16 protein-coding genes are annotated in these 13,731 nt (G+C 51.3%); 12 read left to right on the forward strand and 4 right to left on the reverse strand.

Annotated elements, in window-relative coordinates:
* Positions 1 to 126: 126 nt before the first annotated feature.
* Together AC3RCL_RS09785 and AC3RCL_RS09790 are read right to left on the reverse strand one after the other, a co-directional pair.
* Positions 127 to 1,449 carry an IS4 family transposase gene (locus AC3RCL_RS09785; protein ID WP_492531316.1) on the reverse strand — a complete coding sequence of 441 codons (1,323 nt, stop codon included), beginning with the start codon at positions 1,447 to 1,449 and terminating at the stop codon, positions 127 to 129.
* 195 nt (positions 1,450 to 1,644) lie between these two features.
* Complete coding sequence (locus AC3RCL_RS09790; RefSeq protein ID WP_492535299.1) at positions 1,645 to 1,866, reverse strand: hypothetical protein; 222 nt, start codon at positions 1,864 to 1,866, stop codon at positions 1,645 to 1,647.
* A 351-nt stretch (positions 1,867 to 2,217) separates the two neighbouring features.
* On the opposite strand from AC3RCL_RS09790, the gene AC3RCL_RS09795 reads away from it, so the two are divergent.
* The 3 genes from AC3RCL_RS09795 to coaD all read left to right on the forward strand — a co-directional run bounded on the left by AC3RCL_RS09795 (position 2,218) and on the right by coaD (position 4,298).
* Positions 2,218 to 2,496, forward strand: coding sequence for a hypothetical protein (locus tag AC3RCL_RS09795; protein ID WP_492535300.1), 279 nt, complete (start codon positions 2,218 to 2,220; stop codon positions 2,494 to 2,496).
* Positions 2,497 to 3,187: 691 nt separating this feature from the next.
* On the forward strand, positions 3,188 to 3,793 hold the full coding sequence (gene rsmD / locus AC3RCL_RS09800) for a 16S rRNA (guanine(966)-N(2))-methyltransferase RsmD (protein ID WP_492535301.1): 606 nt from the start codon (positions 3,188 to 3,190) through the stop codon (positions 3,791 to 3,793).
* Positions 3,783 to 4,298 (forward strand): pantetheine-phosphate adenylyltransferase, encoded by a 516-nt coding sequence (coaD, locus tag AC3RCL_RS09805; protein WP_009595333.1) that lies wholly within the window; start codon positions 3,783 to 3,785, stop codon positions 4,296 to 4,298. Before rsmD ends, coaD begins: the two co-directional genes overlap by 11 nt.
* Here coaD and AC3RCL_RS09810 read toward each other — a convergent pair.
* Complete coding sequence (locus AC3RCL_RS09810) at positions 4,276 to 5,505, reverse strand: nucleoside recognition domain-containing protein (protein WP_492535302.1); 1,230 nt, start codon at positions 5,503 to 5,505, stop codon at positions 4,276 to 4,278. The two genes, coaD and AC3RCL_RS09810, sit on opposite strands and share 23 nt — an antisense overlap.
* A gap of 112 nt (positions 5,506 to 5,617) precedes the next feature.
* Here AC3RCL_RS09810 and AC3RCL_RS09815 point away from each other — a divergent pair, with 112 nt between their 5' ends.
* Entirely contained in the window at positions 5,618 to 6,658 is a 1,041-nt protein-coding gene (locus AC3RCL_RS09815; protein ID WP_036673913.1) for a SepM family pheromone-processing serine protease, read from the forward strand.
* Here AC3RCL_RS09815 and AC3RCL_RS09820 read toward each other — a convergent pair.
* Positions 6,648 to 7,889, reverse strand: a complete 1,242-nt coding sequence (locus tag AC3RCL_RS09820) for a nucleotidyltransferase (protein ID WP_375120324.1) — start codon at positions 7,887 to 7,889, stop codon at positions 6,648 to 6,650. The two genes, AC3RCL_RS09815 and AC3RCL_RS09820, sit on opposite strands and share 11 nt — an antisense overlap.
* A gap of 198 nt (positions 7,890 to 8,087) precedes the next feature.
* Here AC3RCL_RS09820 and AC3RCL_RS09825 point away from each other — a divergent pair, with 198 nt between their 5' ends.
* The 8 genes from AC3RCL_RS09825 to acpP all read left to right on the forward strand — a co-directional run bounded on the left by AC3RCL_RS09825 (position 8,088) and on the right by acpP (position 13,714).
* Positions 8,088 to 8,600: a YceD family protein gene (locus AC3RCL_RS09825; RefSeq protein ID WP_304147404.1), complete on the forward strand. Its 513-nt coding sequence runs from the start codon at positions 8,088 to 8,090 to the stop codon at positions 8,598 to 8,600.
* Between the two features lie 53 nt (positions 8,601 to 8,653).
* Entirely contained in the window at positions 8,654 to 8,827 is a 174-nt protein-coding gene (gene rpmF / locus AC3RCL_RS09830; protein WP_006211382.1) for a 50S ribosomal protein L32, read from the forward strand.
* Between the two features lie 142 nt (positions 8,828 to 8,969).
* On the forward strand, positions 8,970 to 9,581 hold the full coding sequence (gene fapR, locus AC3RCL_RS09835; RefSeq protein WP_015736373.1) for a transcription factor FapR: 612 nt from the start codon (positions 8,970 to 8,972) through the stop codon (positions 9,579 to 9,581).
* Positions 9,582 to 9,605: 24 nt separating this feature from the next.
* Entirely contained in the window at positions 9,606 to 10,592 is a 987-nt protein-coding gene (gene plsX, locus AC3RCL_RS09840; protein WP_015736372.1) for a phosphate acyltransferase PlsX, read from the forward strand.
* Positions 10,593 to 10,600: 8 nt separating this feature from the next.
* Positions 10,601 to 11,590 (forward strand): beta-ketoacyl-ACP synthase III, encoded by a 990-nt coding sequence (locus AC3RCL_RS09845; RefSeq protein ID WP_009594985.1) that lies wholly within the window; start codon positions 10,601 to 10,603, stop codon positions 11,588 to 11,590.
* Between the two features lie 51 nt (positions 11,591 to 11,641).
* Positions 11,642 to 12,574 (forward strand): ACP S-malonyltransferase, encoded by a 933-nt coding sequence (gene fabD / locus AC3RCL_RS09850; protein ID WP_492535303.1) that lies wholly within the window; start codon positions 11,642 to 11,644, stop codon positions 12,572 to 12,574.
* A 46-nt stretch (positions 12,575 to 12,620) separates the two neighbouring features.
* Positions 12,621 to 13,370: a 3-oxoacyl-[acyl-carrier-protein] reductase gene (gene fabG, locus AC3RCL_RS09855; RefSeq protein ID WP_009594984.1), complete on the forward strand. Its 750-nt coding sequence runs from the start codon at positions 12,621 to 12,623 to the stop codon at positions 13,368 to 13,370.
* 110 nt (positions 13,371 to 13,480) lie between these two features.
* Positions 13,481 to 13,714, forward strand: coding sequence for an acyl carrier protein (acpP, locus tag AC3RCL_RS09860; RefSeq protein WP_006211375.1), 234 nt, complete (start codon positions 13,481 to 13,483; stop codon positions 13,712 to 13,714).
* Positions 13,715 to 13,731 lie beyond the last annotated feature (17 nt).

Consider the following 13,731-nt stretch of genomic DNA (forward strand, 5'->3'; position numbering starts at 1 on the left):
GATGGATTCTGAAACGGCATGGGGAAGCGCCCTGTGCCGTTTGTTTTCTCATGGAGACAAGTGAAAATGCGTACAGCAAACTAAGCGGACGATATACCCGCTTTAAAAATGTTCATTGGGGCCGGTTTATGCTACTCTATAAACGAAGCTAACAGCTGATTTGTAGCGGATTTTGCGCGTATTCTGCTGTCCTGGGCGGATGGGTCGAATCGGCAAAATATTCTTACCTATCAGCGCTTCTACATTAGGCGGGGGTTCATCGTCCCGCGAGCGCAGGAAATGTCTACAAACGTGAACGGCAACCGTGAAGTTGACTTGGTATTGGTGCTGTTTATCTTTTCGGGAAATGATTACGTGCGAGGTAATCATTTCGGCGAAATTGTACATGATTAATCTTGCGAAAATCTCCTGAGCGATGGACTCTTGTCTTTTTGCGTGAAAACTCGTAAGACCTACGGTGTATTTTAATGCCCGGAATGAGGTTTCAATACCCCATCGCATGCTGTAAATGGACTTGATTTCGACGGGTGAGAACTCGTCTGCAGATAGATTGGTAATGACGGTTTCATAAGCGCCAGTAGGCAGGAGGAAACGAACAACCCGAAAGGAAATCGGGTAAAACAAGTTCTTCTGCAAATCCACAAATTCAAATGAGGAATGGGAAGGGACGAACTTGTACATTTCAGGATGAGCCTTGACCTCTTTGGTTTGTTTTTTGGTGAGTATCACTTGAGCGTCAAGATCAAATTCTCCGCTAGTGGGCAAACGCAAGCCTGAAAGAATACCATTGGAGTTCAAATCCTTTACGCGTATGACGTAGTTCCACCCTTTACGTTCAATATGCGCAAAATTGTTGTAGCTCTCATAGCCGCGATCGGCAATAACAATGACTTTTCCTTGGATGGGGGAGCGGTCCACCATATCGGCCAGTGCCCTGCCCTCATTCCACAACCTACGGGGCTGAACAATGGCATCCACGTAAAGTCTGTTGCACAAGTCATAGGCTGCGTTCAAATGCAGAAGGTTAAAGCCTTTCGTGTTCGGTTGACTTTGAAAATATGTATCCGTGTCGGCAGGGTTCGTTGCGATATGCAAATCCGAACCGTCAATGGCAAGCAATCGATATCCTCGGTAGTACTTGATATCCGTATACGATTGCGTAAATTTGTGAAATAAGGATTCCACAGCAGTTGGCAGGATTTTATTCCTCTGCTGGACAAAGGCAGACGTGGTCACGGTGTGTACGTTATAGCCCTGAGATTCCAAGAGTTCCTTATAAATGCTATTGCCGCCCATGGAGATCAGGAGCTGCATGACCGTTTCAAAGGGCAGCTTTTTCTTTCGGGTAAAATCCTTTTCAGGGTTTTTGACATAAGGTGCTGGATCGGCTGACATCTCTCGTATGAGGGATGTCAGTGTTTGTTTTAGCGCGTTCGCGTACTCATTCATTGGCAAAACCTCCTCGTTTTTCAAGGGGCTTCGCCACACATTTCTAACGACTTGTCAAGTCTTTTTATGCCATATACAAAAAAAAGAGCGTGGCTATCTTTTCGATAACCTGCTCTTTTCTTGATGTTTGGTCCTGAGCCTTAACTAAATGACATTGCGGTAATGAGGGGCTTTTTTATGCCAGGATCGATTTATTTATTTGGCCTTTTTATCCTGAGCAGCTTTCTTTTTCGCTTGTTTTACCATGATCTCGGCTATAGTACGGTGCAGGTCAGCTAGTGCCGTTGAGTTTTCGTGTTTAACAGCTATAATCTCGATCAGACCATAGGGCCCCTCCATAACATCATACAGTTCTTCATTCTCGCGAAGCACCAACTCGGAGACTTGACTCTCATAAAACTCTCTACGTCCAGCCATTAGTTCCACATCCTCTCCAGTAAAACAAACCATTCCAACTGCTCTGCATAATATATCGGCACTGTGATTCATTTTTTACATGTATTGTTGATCTAATAGCATGCGACCACTTCTGAATAAAGGAAGTCCGGGTCCTTCCAGCATCTCAGGAGCCTTGCGGGTGCGGACGACCCCGATCCGGGATCAGATTTTAATTTTAAAAGTTACTTTCCCTTTCGCTTGGCAGGTACCGATCGGAGGCGTTGAATCGTCCATATATCAAGAAAAACCGGAAGAGCTGCACTTATTGCTTCTTCTGTCCGATGAATTAATTGGCATCAGCTATAAATTCATTGGGGGTATGACTCGAATATGAAAACTGATTATTTAAAGAAGAATCAAACAGATGATCTGTCTTCGAATGGAGTAACACCGCGGTATTTGCAAATAGGAGAAAACGAGTATCTATGGGACCAAGAAAAAAATTCAATCACAAGGTTTAATGAAAAATATAAACTATGGGTAAGGGTCAACTTTGCGGGTGAGGAAGAGGATTCAGTTCTTGATGATTTGATTGACATGTTGACCAAAGAACACATCCGACAATGTCTGATAGCTCTAGGTGAAAGAGGTGATATCATTGTTGACTGAAAATCCGAAACTGATTAAGTGCTTTGAATACGGGGAACTTACTCGTGGTATATATGACGAAATGGAGACGTGGACATTCCGGTCCAGCGACTATGAGTTTATGAATATTAATTGCACTTTATATGAAGCGCTTGATGACTTATCTATGGAAGGGTGGGATTTGGTTTGTAAGGACGATCTCGGATACATATTAAGAAAGCCCACGGAGAAGGAAGAGCCACAGCCTTATGAAGGTGAAGAAGACGATTGAAATAAACCAAGCCGCTCATTTTTCTCTTGAGTGGCTTTATTTTATCGTCCATGATTTTGCGACAGTTATCAATAAGTTGGTGCCCAATCGGTACCCAATTAGTAATTCGGACATAAAAAAAGAACTAAATCCCTGTAATAGACATTGCCGTTACAGGGATTTAGTTCGGGAGCCACCGAAGTGACTCCCTCATGGGAGAGGAGAAACCGGACGAAGAGCTTATGGGGAAACGTAAGTCTTCTCCGCGGTTGTCTACGACATTCATTGATGTCGATATTTCAAGGATGCCCGGCTGGTGCAGAAATATACCTTGCTCTGAAAAAAAGTTGGGAGCTGTTACGTTTCATTTTTCATATATGGGATGATTGTGTTACGATAATCACTGTCCATGACGTTGTCTGGGCATCTAATTTATAGATAATGAAACGGGTGAATGAAGCAGTGAGAGTAGTATCCGGAAGTGCAAAAGGCCGGCCGCTCAAAAGCGTGCCGGGTACAAGCACCCGTCCGACGACGGATAAAGTGAAAGAATCCATATTCAGTATGATCGGCCCTTACTTTGAGGGAGGAATCGCGCTTGACCTGTTCGCAGGCACGGGAGGCCTTGGCATTGAGGCGTTAAGCCGGGGGATGGATCGTGCTGTTTTTGTTGATGTGGAACCGAAAAGCATCAGCACGATCAAGGATAATTTGAAAGCGGCCCGGCTTGAGGAAAGCGGAGAGGTATATCGCAACGATGCGGCACGGGCGCTTAAAGCGCTTGAAAAGCGAGGCTATGGCTTCGATCTGGTCTTCTTGGACCCGCCGTACAGGTTCAAGAACGGCGATGAACTGATGCTGGATATGGCCGAGCGAGGGCTGCTGCAGGATTCAGCCCTGGTGGTATTGGAATACGAATCAAGTTACAATTATGCTGAGGAATTTGGCGATTTTCATTGTATCCGAACCGCGAAATACGGAGAAACCGCCATATCGATATATCGTTATGACACAGCGCAAGATCAAGCGACGGAGCTTGATGAGGAGGAATTACACGATGACAAATGAGAATACTAGTACATACCGCGTTGCCGTATATCCGGGAAGTTTTGATCCGGTCACCATGGGACACATGGACATCATCACACGTGCTTCGAAGCAGTTTGATCTGCTGATCGTGGCCGTACTCAATAATTTAAGCAAGAACCCGCTCTTCACGGTGGACGAGCGTAAGGACCTTCTGAGACAGGCGACCGCGCATCTGCCGAATGTGGAAATCGACAGCTTCCGCGACCTTTTGGCGAACTATATCCGTCAGAAGAACGCCCAGGTCATCGTACGCGGGATCCGGACCGTGACCGACTTTGAATATGAGCTTCAGCTGGCATCCACCAACCATAAGCTGAATCCGGATGCGGAGACCATCTTTATGATGACGCATCCGAAATATTCGTTCTTGAGTTCCAGTCTTGTGAAGGAAATCGCGCATTTTAACGGCGACACTACAGATTTGGTCAGCCCCGAGGTCGATGCGGCGTTGCGCCGCAAATTCAGCGGGGATCACGCCCGATAAAACGGGAGCACAGCCAGAAAGCCGCTATTAATAACAAGCAGATCGTACCTTGAACCTGCAGGAAAGAAGGCAGTCCGCTCCAAAAATTGAAGAATTGTTCCGTATCGGCATGATCGATCGGTTCCGTTCGGAATGCCGGCACGATCCCCGCGGAAAGGGTGCTGACCGGTTTCCATATGGCCAATGTAATGACAAAGGCGAGTATCGAATGCAGGAATCGCTTTGCCATAAAGTAACGCCAGGAGAGACCGGCTTCCCGCATCAGCGACAGGCTTTGCAGATGGGCGCTGATTCCGCTCCATGCCAGTGCGGCGGACAGGACTGCCAGCTGCAGAGCCCCTGCTTGAAACACCGAGGAGCTGATCGATTGGGCGGCCAGATGGGCTTCCAATATCCCTGGCACAAGATAGGATGGAAGCTGGGGCAGCAGCTGGCCGGTCAATACTCTAGTAAGAACGGCGAAGAACAAGATAAAGCCGCCCGTCATCATTAAGGTCTGCACCGAACGGGTAACGGATTCGCCAAGGAGTTTGCCGAAGCTTCGCCCATCCCGTCGATGGGCGTCCAGCGCGGCGGAGGCTGCCCGTCGAAGAATCGGGCGCTTCGCCCATTCGTTCACCCGGTCATTATCGACGGGTGCGCCCTGCTTCCCGGCTTCTGCAGAGGGCGATTTGCTGAATAGGCTGAATGTCCATGCGGCCAGCAGGCCGGATATCCAGTGGACGATCAGCAGCAGATAACCGGCTTCCGGTTTATGCAGCAGGCCGGTTCCGATGACAACGAGGATGGTCATCGGATTGCAAAAATGGGCCAAAGCGGCAAGCCTGCCGGCGTCAACGGCACGGAGCTCGCCTTGTTTGTGCATGCCGGCCGCGGCCTGAGCGCCTGCCGGGAACCCGGCTGTCATTCCTGTTATAAGAACCCAGCCGCCAGTACCGGGGAGTTTGAATATTTTTTTCATCATAGGGTCCAGCAGTACGCCAACCCCGTGGGCCCAGCCGTAAGCGATGAGTATTTCCACCAGCACGAGAAAAGGCAGCAAAGATGGAAATACGATATTCCACCACAGCTTGAGTGCTTGCAGGGTGGCTTGGAAGGCGGGTTCGGGCGCGCTGACGACGGCCAGTACAAGCAGGAACGCGGCGGCACCGAGAAGAATGGTGTTCCACAGTCCGTTGGATGACTTGACGGCGTTGTCTTTATTCATAAGGAATCTCCTTTCGGCGTAAACATGGCTAGTACAACTTTATGCAGAGGAGACAACCGTCAGACCAAACTTGGTGGAAGGCTGGATATATGAGGCGGAGGGAAGGAAAACCATGAAGAAGTCCGTAAAACCGAATGGCTTAAAAATTGCGCTGTATTTGTTGCTGGTCGGGGTCATGCTGTACGTTGTCGTTTATATGCCGACCCCTTATCTTGTATACCAGCCCGGGAGTGCCGAAGAGGTTCGTCCCATGATCAATGTCGAGAAGGGCGATCCGGCGGAAGAGGGTACGTTCATGATGACTACCGTGTCGGCAAGCTATGCCAATATGGCTTTGTTAATGCTGTCCGCGTTTAATCCTAATGCAGAGGTCGTGAAGAAGGCCGAAAAAATGGGCGATCAGAGCAAGGACGAGTATGCGGCCACGCAAGTGTATTATATGAATTCTTCACAGTCTTCCGCGATGGAAGCCGCTTATCAGGAGGCCGGAATCGATTACAGCATCGAGCCCGCTTACGTCTTCGTGATGTCGATCTCCGAGAATTCGGCCAATGCCGAGCATTTTCGGCCTGGCGATAAATTGATCAAGATCGATGGTCAGCCTGCAGAGGATAATGAAAAGATCGCCAGCCTGTTAAGCGGGAAAAGCATCGGAGAAGAGGTTTCCGTGGAGCTTGAACGCAAGGGGAAAACCGTGAAGGAACAGGTGAAGCTTGTAAGTATAAAGGATGAGAAGACCGGCGCGGAGCGTCCGGGATTAGGCGTCATGATTGCCACGATGCAGAACGTGGAGCCGGCTGATCCCGATCACACCATTCACTTTGCGAATACCAACATCGGAGGACCGTCAGCCGGACTGATCTTCACCCTTGAGATTTATAATCAGCTTACCGAAGGGGATTTAAGCAAGGGTTACCGGGTAGCCGGAACGGGTACCATCGATAAATCAGGCGCCGTAGGCCCTATTGGCGGCGTGAAGCACAAGATCGTGGCTGCCGACCGGAAGGAAGCCGATATCTTTTTTGTGCCTCAAAAAAATTACGATGAGGCCAAAAAGCGCGCGGACCGGATCAAAACGGATATGAAGCTGATCCCGGTCGATGACCTGCAGGATGCCGTGGATTATTTGGAGGAGCTGCCGCCTAAGGGGTGAGCGGCGGCAGCAGGTAATCGCTGTAGTAGTTTCCGATTTGGGGCCTAGGTTGCCCGTTAGCATAGACGGCGGCTGCCGCCAGGTCACGCTCCAGCTGAGGATGCTCCAGCTTAGCCGGCTGATGAATGACGGGGAGTGAAGCGCTTCGCTTCATTCGTTTCAGCAGCGAACGCCCCGTCTCGCTGAAGCCGAGGACCCGGATATATCCCGGACCTTTGGCGAGCTCTTCACGATTCATCGATGCCTTGTCATGATTCAGCATGATGTGCATCAGCATGCGTTGAAGCTTGGTACGCGTATAGCGCTTGGTCTTCAAGGCTTCCAGAAGGGCGTCAACCGTCGGCTGTTCCAGCTGCGATAGCGAGCGCTGAACACGATGCTCCAAGCCCTCGGTTACTTCGAGGAAGCTTTCAAGCTGAGCGGGTGTATGCGTGAGCAGGGCTTGGAACAGCGGCTGGCGAAACTGCTCCCAATGGACCGGAGCTAGTCCGCTCTTGATTTCCCGTTCCATGATGTCGTACGTGAATTCCGGCATATAGGGTCTGGCCGCTTCCAAGCCTTGTGACAGAATAATGTTCCGGATGGCGGTTGCGCTGGCAATGGATGACGTTCCCGGCAGCGGATCGTGGTAATGTGCGCTTACTCTTGGAATGGTATAGGGCGTAATGCGGCTGCCGAGGCGCTGGAGTGCGATCAGATAGTGCAGCCCCAGGGAGTTGTTCGGCTGCGTGAGCAGCTCTTGCAGCTCTGTCGTTGCCGTTGCAGGACCGGATTCACCGAAAAGGACAGCGGCGGCAGCGCCGTAGGCAGATGGGAAGTTCATGCCTTCCCGAAGGCGCTTTTCGATTTCGGATCGAAGCTCGCCGGATTCGTTTGCGAGCGAACGGGACAACGGCAGGATTTGCTCCAGCGTCCCGCTTTCGGATCCGAAGGAAAGGCAGTCCACGACCCCCGTAGCTTCCAGAATGGCTACCGCACCGAACGCGAACCATTCCGCAGGCTGCACGGCATAGGTTACCGGCAGCTCGAGGCACAGGTCAACGCCCATGGCAAGGGCCATTTCCGCCCGAGCGCGCTTGCTAGCGATGGCAGGTTCGCCTCGCTGGAGAAACGGACCGCTCATCACCGCGACGACGGCATCTGCCCCCGAAACTTCTTTGGAACTGCGATAATGCAGTACATGACCGTTATGTAAGGGATTATATTCAACGACTATGCCAACCGTTTTCATTCGTTTCAACTCCTTGATTAGAATATAACATAATTGCATGACGTTCCTGCAACCATAAGCCCCCCTCCCGGGAGTGTTATAATTCTGGTAGTATGAAGAGAAATATCGGGTAACAATATAGAGGTTGTTAGGGTTATCCTGTTGACAAAACTCTCTGGGAATCGGTATAATAATCTTTGTTTGTTTGGAGTGATGGATATGCTAATTCAATTTCGTAAATTGACAACCAGCGATCAACCGTTACAGTTCCATCAAACCGTGGATGTAAGCAATGCCATTAAGGACCGGAAGGATATTGTTGCGGTTAAGCCATTAGACGTGGATTTGAAAGCAACTCCGTCGGTTACCGGTTCGGTGGATGTTCGCGGACGATTGCAAGGCGAGCTGGAGATGAATTGCTCCCGCTGCCTGAAGCCGATCAGCGAGCACGTGCACATCCCTTTTCATGAAGTGTTCCAGCCGGTGGAAGATCCTGAATCTGTGGTTCAGGATGAGGATGACGATACTACATACGTGCAGGGTGAGAGTGTGGATCTCACTCCCTATGTAGAAGAAGCATTTCTGCTCCACCTGCCGCTAGCTCCGGTTTGCAAAGCCGACTGCAAGGGACTCTGCCCGAATTGCGGCAAGGACCTGAATGAAGGCGCCTGCGACTGCGATACGGAAGTGATCGATCCTAGGCTAGCCGGACTGAAGGACTTCTTTAAATGATGATGGATATGGCACCCGTGTTCAGCGGGTTGAATTGATAAGGAGGTGGGAACATGGCAGTACCTCAACGTAGAACGTCCAAAACACGTCGTGACAAGCGTCGTACTCATTTTAAGCTGGCTGTGCCAGGCATGGTGAAATGCGAGCAATGTGGTGAATTGAAGCTTGCTCATCGCGTATGTAAAGTGTGCGGAACGTATAAAGCAAGAGAGATCATCAAACAATAGTTTCTAAATAAGTAGTACTTCATCTTTGGTGAGGTGCTATTTTTTTTGTCTCAAGTCCCTCTTTCTTTTTAACGTGACATGATTTATACTTAACATTAGTACCAGGTTCTAATATTTGCGACTAATTTACATATAAGTATGTTTGAAGATTGGCGGCTACCATAGCGGCAGAAGGAGTTGTTTCGTCATCGATCGTTTATCCAAGAAAGACCGTCACCAGCGGCTGATTCAGCTGATCGACGAGAATCCCTTTGTTACGGACCGCGAGTTGACTCGCCAGCTTAAAGTAAGCATTCAAACGATACGCCTTGACCGTATGGAACTGGGCATCCCGGAGCTCCGTGAGCGAATGAAGCAGATGGCGGAGCATTCCTATGACCAGGTTCGTTCCTTGTCGCTTGAAGAGGTGATCGGGGATGTCGTTGACCTGCAGTTGGACAAGAGCGGAATATCGATATTTGAAATCCGTGAGGAACATGTTTTCAGCAAAACGCGGATTGCCCGCGGACATTATGTGTTCGCTCAGGCCAATTCGCTTGCCATTGCCGTGATCAATGAAGAAATCGCTTTGACGTCTTCAGCGGATATACGGTTTTTGAGACAGGTGCGCCTCGGCGAGAAATGCATTGCCAAAGCCTACGTCAGGTCCATTGCCGGCCAGAAGGGGAAGGCCAAGGTGGAAGTGTTTACTTATGTCGCTGATGAAATGGTGTTTCAGGGAAATTTCGTAATCTACCGATCTGCAGGAGAATGACATAAGTGAAGGGGGAAATTTGGCATGAGAATTGTGGTTGATGCGATGGGCGGGGACAATGCCCCCCAGAGCAACGTCGACGGCGCGCTGATTGCCGCACGGGAATGGAGCGACACCGAGATCATCCTCGTCGGGGATGAGGCCCGGATTGGAGCCCTTCTGAAGGACAAGCCGTCCAATCTGAAGGTGGTTCATGCGAGCGAAGTCATCGAAGCGGAGGATGAGCCCGTTAAGGCCGTGCGCCGGAAGAAGGATGCGTCGATGGTCGTGGCGGGACGGATGATTCGGGAAGGCGAAGCGGATGCCATGATCTCGGCGGGCAACACGGGAGCGCTCATGACGACCGGATTGCTCGTCGTGGGCAGGATGAAAGGGATTGAGCGCCCCGCGCTGGCCCCTATGATTCCGACGCTCGACGGCAAGGGGATGCTCGCCTTGGACCTCGGAGCGAATATGGACTCGAAGCCGGAGCATTTACAGCAGTATGCGCTGATGGGCAGCCTGTATCGCGAGAAAGTGCACGGTATCGCAAAACCTCGCGTCGGGCTGTTAAATGTCGGCACCGAGCCGGGCAAGGGCAATGAATTGACGAAGCACGCATACCCGTTGCTTGAGGAATTGCCTATTCATTTTGTTGGCAATGTGGAGTCGCGCGATGTCATGAACGGCGTTTGCGACGTGCTCGTTTGCGACGGGTTCTCGGGCAATATTCTGTTAAAATCGATTGAAGGAACAGCCGGTGCACTCTTTTCGCTGTTGAAGGAGCAGTTCGGCAAGTCCCTTAAGACCAAGATGGCGGCCGCGTTGATGATGCCGGAGCTTCGCAGCTTGAAATCGACGCTCGATTATAAGGAGCACGGCGGTGCGCCGCTGCTTGGTCTGGGCGGCCTGGTTGTCAAGAGCCACGGTTCGTCGGATGCGAACGCCATCAAGAATGGGGTTCGTCAAGCGCGTACGGCGCTGCAGAACCGGTTGGTAGAGAGTATTTCGAATGAAATCAGCGGGAAGTGAGTGAGGAAATGAACAATTTGCGTCCGGTCGGTATTATTGGCACAGGCAAATACGTGCCTGAAAAGATTTTATCCAATAGCGATTTAGAGAAAATGGTAGATACTAGCGACGAATGGATCGTCTCGATGACGGGGATCCGCGAGCGGCATATTGCCGCGCCGAACGAAGCGACTTCGGATTTGGCTTATCACGCTGCTGTGAATGCGTTGAAATCCGCCGGCATGCAGGCTGAGGATCTGGAATTGATTATTGTGGCGACCATTACGCCGGATATGTTCTTTCCATCGACCGCTTGTTTGCTCCAGGATCGGCTTGGAGCCAAGAAAGCAGCGGCATTTGACCTGTCCGCGGCCTGCTCGGGATTTGTATACGGCCTGGCCACTGCCACCAACTTCGTGAAAACGGGCATGTACAACAACGCCCTGGTCATCGGGGTGGACTGCTTGTCCCGGATTACCGACTATACCGACCGCAACACCTGCGTCCTGTTCGGTGACGGCGCCGGAGCGGCGATCGTCGGCGAAGTGCCGGAAGGCCGCGGCTTCCAGGCGTTTGATCTGGGCGCGGAAGGCGCGGGCGGGGCCCATCTGTATATCGAGGCAGGCGGCTCGAGATTGCCGGCGTCCGCTGAAACGATTAACACCAACAAACACTACATTTACATGAACGGCCGCGAAGTGTTCAAGTTTGCGGTGCGGGTCATGGGCACTGCCACGGAAGCCGTCTTATCCAAAGCAGGCATCGACAAAAAAGATATTGATTTATTCGTTCCTCATCAAGCGAACATCCGGATTATCAAGTCGGCCATGGAGCGATTGGAGCTTCCGGAAGAGAAGGTCGTCATCAATGTTGACAAGTATGCCAACACCTCGGCCGCTTCCGTGCCGCTGGCGCTCGTGGAAGCCCAGGAGTCCGGCCGCCTGAAAGAAGGGGACAAGGTGCTGATGGTTGGTTTTGGCGGCGGATTGACATGGGGTTCCTCCGTACTCATCTGGTAAACCGAATGGATTTAACAGGACTAGTGAAAGAAGAGAAGGGAGCCAACGATTTTGGGTAAAACAGCATTTATATTTCCGGGTCAGGGCGCTCAGTCCGTCGGAATGGGAAAAGACGCCTATGATGCGGTTCCTTCCGCACGCGATTTATTTATAACCGCGGATGCTCAGCTTGGATTTCCGCTCAGCTCCATTATTTTTAATGGCCCTGATGAAGATTTGAAGCAAACCGTCAACACGCAGCCGGCTCTGCTCGCAACCAGCATGGCTTATCTGGAAGCCGTTCGCGGCAAAGGAATCGTGCCGGATTACGTTGCTGGCCATTCCCTGGGCGAGTACAGTGCGCTTGTGTGCGCCGGCGTGCTCTCGTTCGAAGAAGCCGTGTCGATCGTTAGAGCACGCGGCGAATACATGGAAGCTGCCGTTCCCGGAGGACAAGGCGCCATGGCAGCCGTTCTCGGCGCAGACCGGGAGGCCCTGGCCGAGCTGTGCAAGGGCATTTCGGCAGAGGGGCATGTCGTAGAGCTTGCGAACATGAACTGCCCGGGGCAAATCGTCATCTCCGGTTCGGCTCAAGGCGTTGCAGCTGCTGCAGAAAGAGTCAAGGAAGCCGGCGGCAAGCGGGCTATCCCGCTGGAAGTCAGCGGCCCCTTCCATTCTTCCTTAATGAAGGAGGCGGCTGAGCGTCTGGCCGGCAAACTGGAGCAGGCTTCATTCAACGCACCTTCCGTACCGGTGGTTGCCAACGTGACGGCGCGTCCGGTGGAAGATGCGGCTGCCATCCGCGGTTTGCTGGTGGAGCAGGTCTATTCCCCTGTGCTGTGGCATGACAGCGTGGAGTGGATGATCGCTCAAGGCGTGGACACCTTCGTTGAGATTGGTCCCGGCAGCGTTCTCAGCGGTTTGATCAAGAAAATTGATAAATCCGTCAAAGTCATGAATGTGAATAGTCTGGAGAGCGTCAATAATTTGGAGACGGTTGTTTAAACAGCTTTTGATGCCAACCGGATCACTCTGGAAAGGAGGAACAGGTATGAGTGAAGCTCTAAAAGGACAGACTGCGCTTGTTACGGGTGCTTCCCGAGGAATCGGCCGGAGCATTGCCCTCGCACTTGCCGATCTGGGCGCGAACGTTGCTGTCAATTATGCAGGAAGCGAAGCGGCCGCAACCGAGGTTGTGGAGGCGATACGCGCAAAGGGCGTTTCGGCGATCGCGGTTAAATCCAACGTCGGACGGACCGAGGAAGCCGATGCGATGGTTAAGCAGGTGTTAGAGACTTTTGGTCGAATTGATATCTTGGTGAATAATGCGGGGATTACTAGAGATAATCTAATCATGCGCATGAAGGAAGAGGAGTTCGATCAGGTGATCGAAACGAATCTGAAAGGGGTATTCAATTGCCTCAAAGCGGTGACGCGTCCCATGATGAAGCAGCGCTATGGACGCATTATCAACATATCCTCCGTTGTCGGAGCGCTTGGCAATCCGGGACAGGCCAATTATGTCGCGGCCAAAGCCGGCGTCATCGGTCTGACCAAATCAGCCGCGAGGGAGCTGGCTTCCCGTGGCATTACGGTAAATGCGGTAGCGCCAGGATTTATCGATACCGACATGACCCGTGAACTTCCCGAGGACATGCGCGAAGGCCTGCTTGGCGGAATTCCGCTGGCCCGTCTTGGCCAGCCGGAAGAGATTGCCGGCGTGGTGACTTTTCTAGCATCTTCCAGCGCGTCTTATATGACTGGACAGGTGCTGCATGTGGATGGCGGCATGTACATGTAGAGCCGCTGCTGTTCCGGCGCTTGACGCGCCGGGCGCTAAATCGTTTTCAAATGCCTTCTATGGCAATTTGAAGTCATATCTCGTATAATGACCAAGAGGAGGTGAGCCGGATGTCCGATGTATTGGAACGCGTAAAACGCATCGTTATCGACCGCCTGGGTGTTGACGAAGCCGACGTAACATTAGAAGCATCTTTCAAAGACGACCTTGGAGCTGATTCTCTCGATGTAGTTGAATTGGTGATGGAGTTGGAAGATGAGTTTGATATGGAGATCTCTGATGAAGATGCGGAGAAAATTACGACCGTAGGTGAAGTTGTAAACTACATACAATCTCATACCTAAGTCATTACAGTTAAGTC

It is taken from the genome of Paenibacillus sp. MT86 (genome assembly GCF_058792535.1).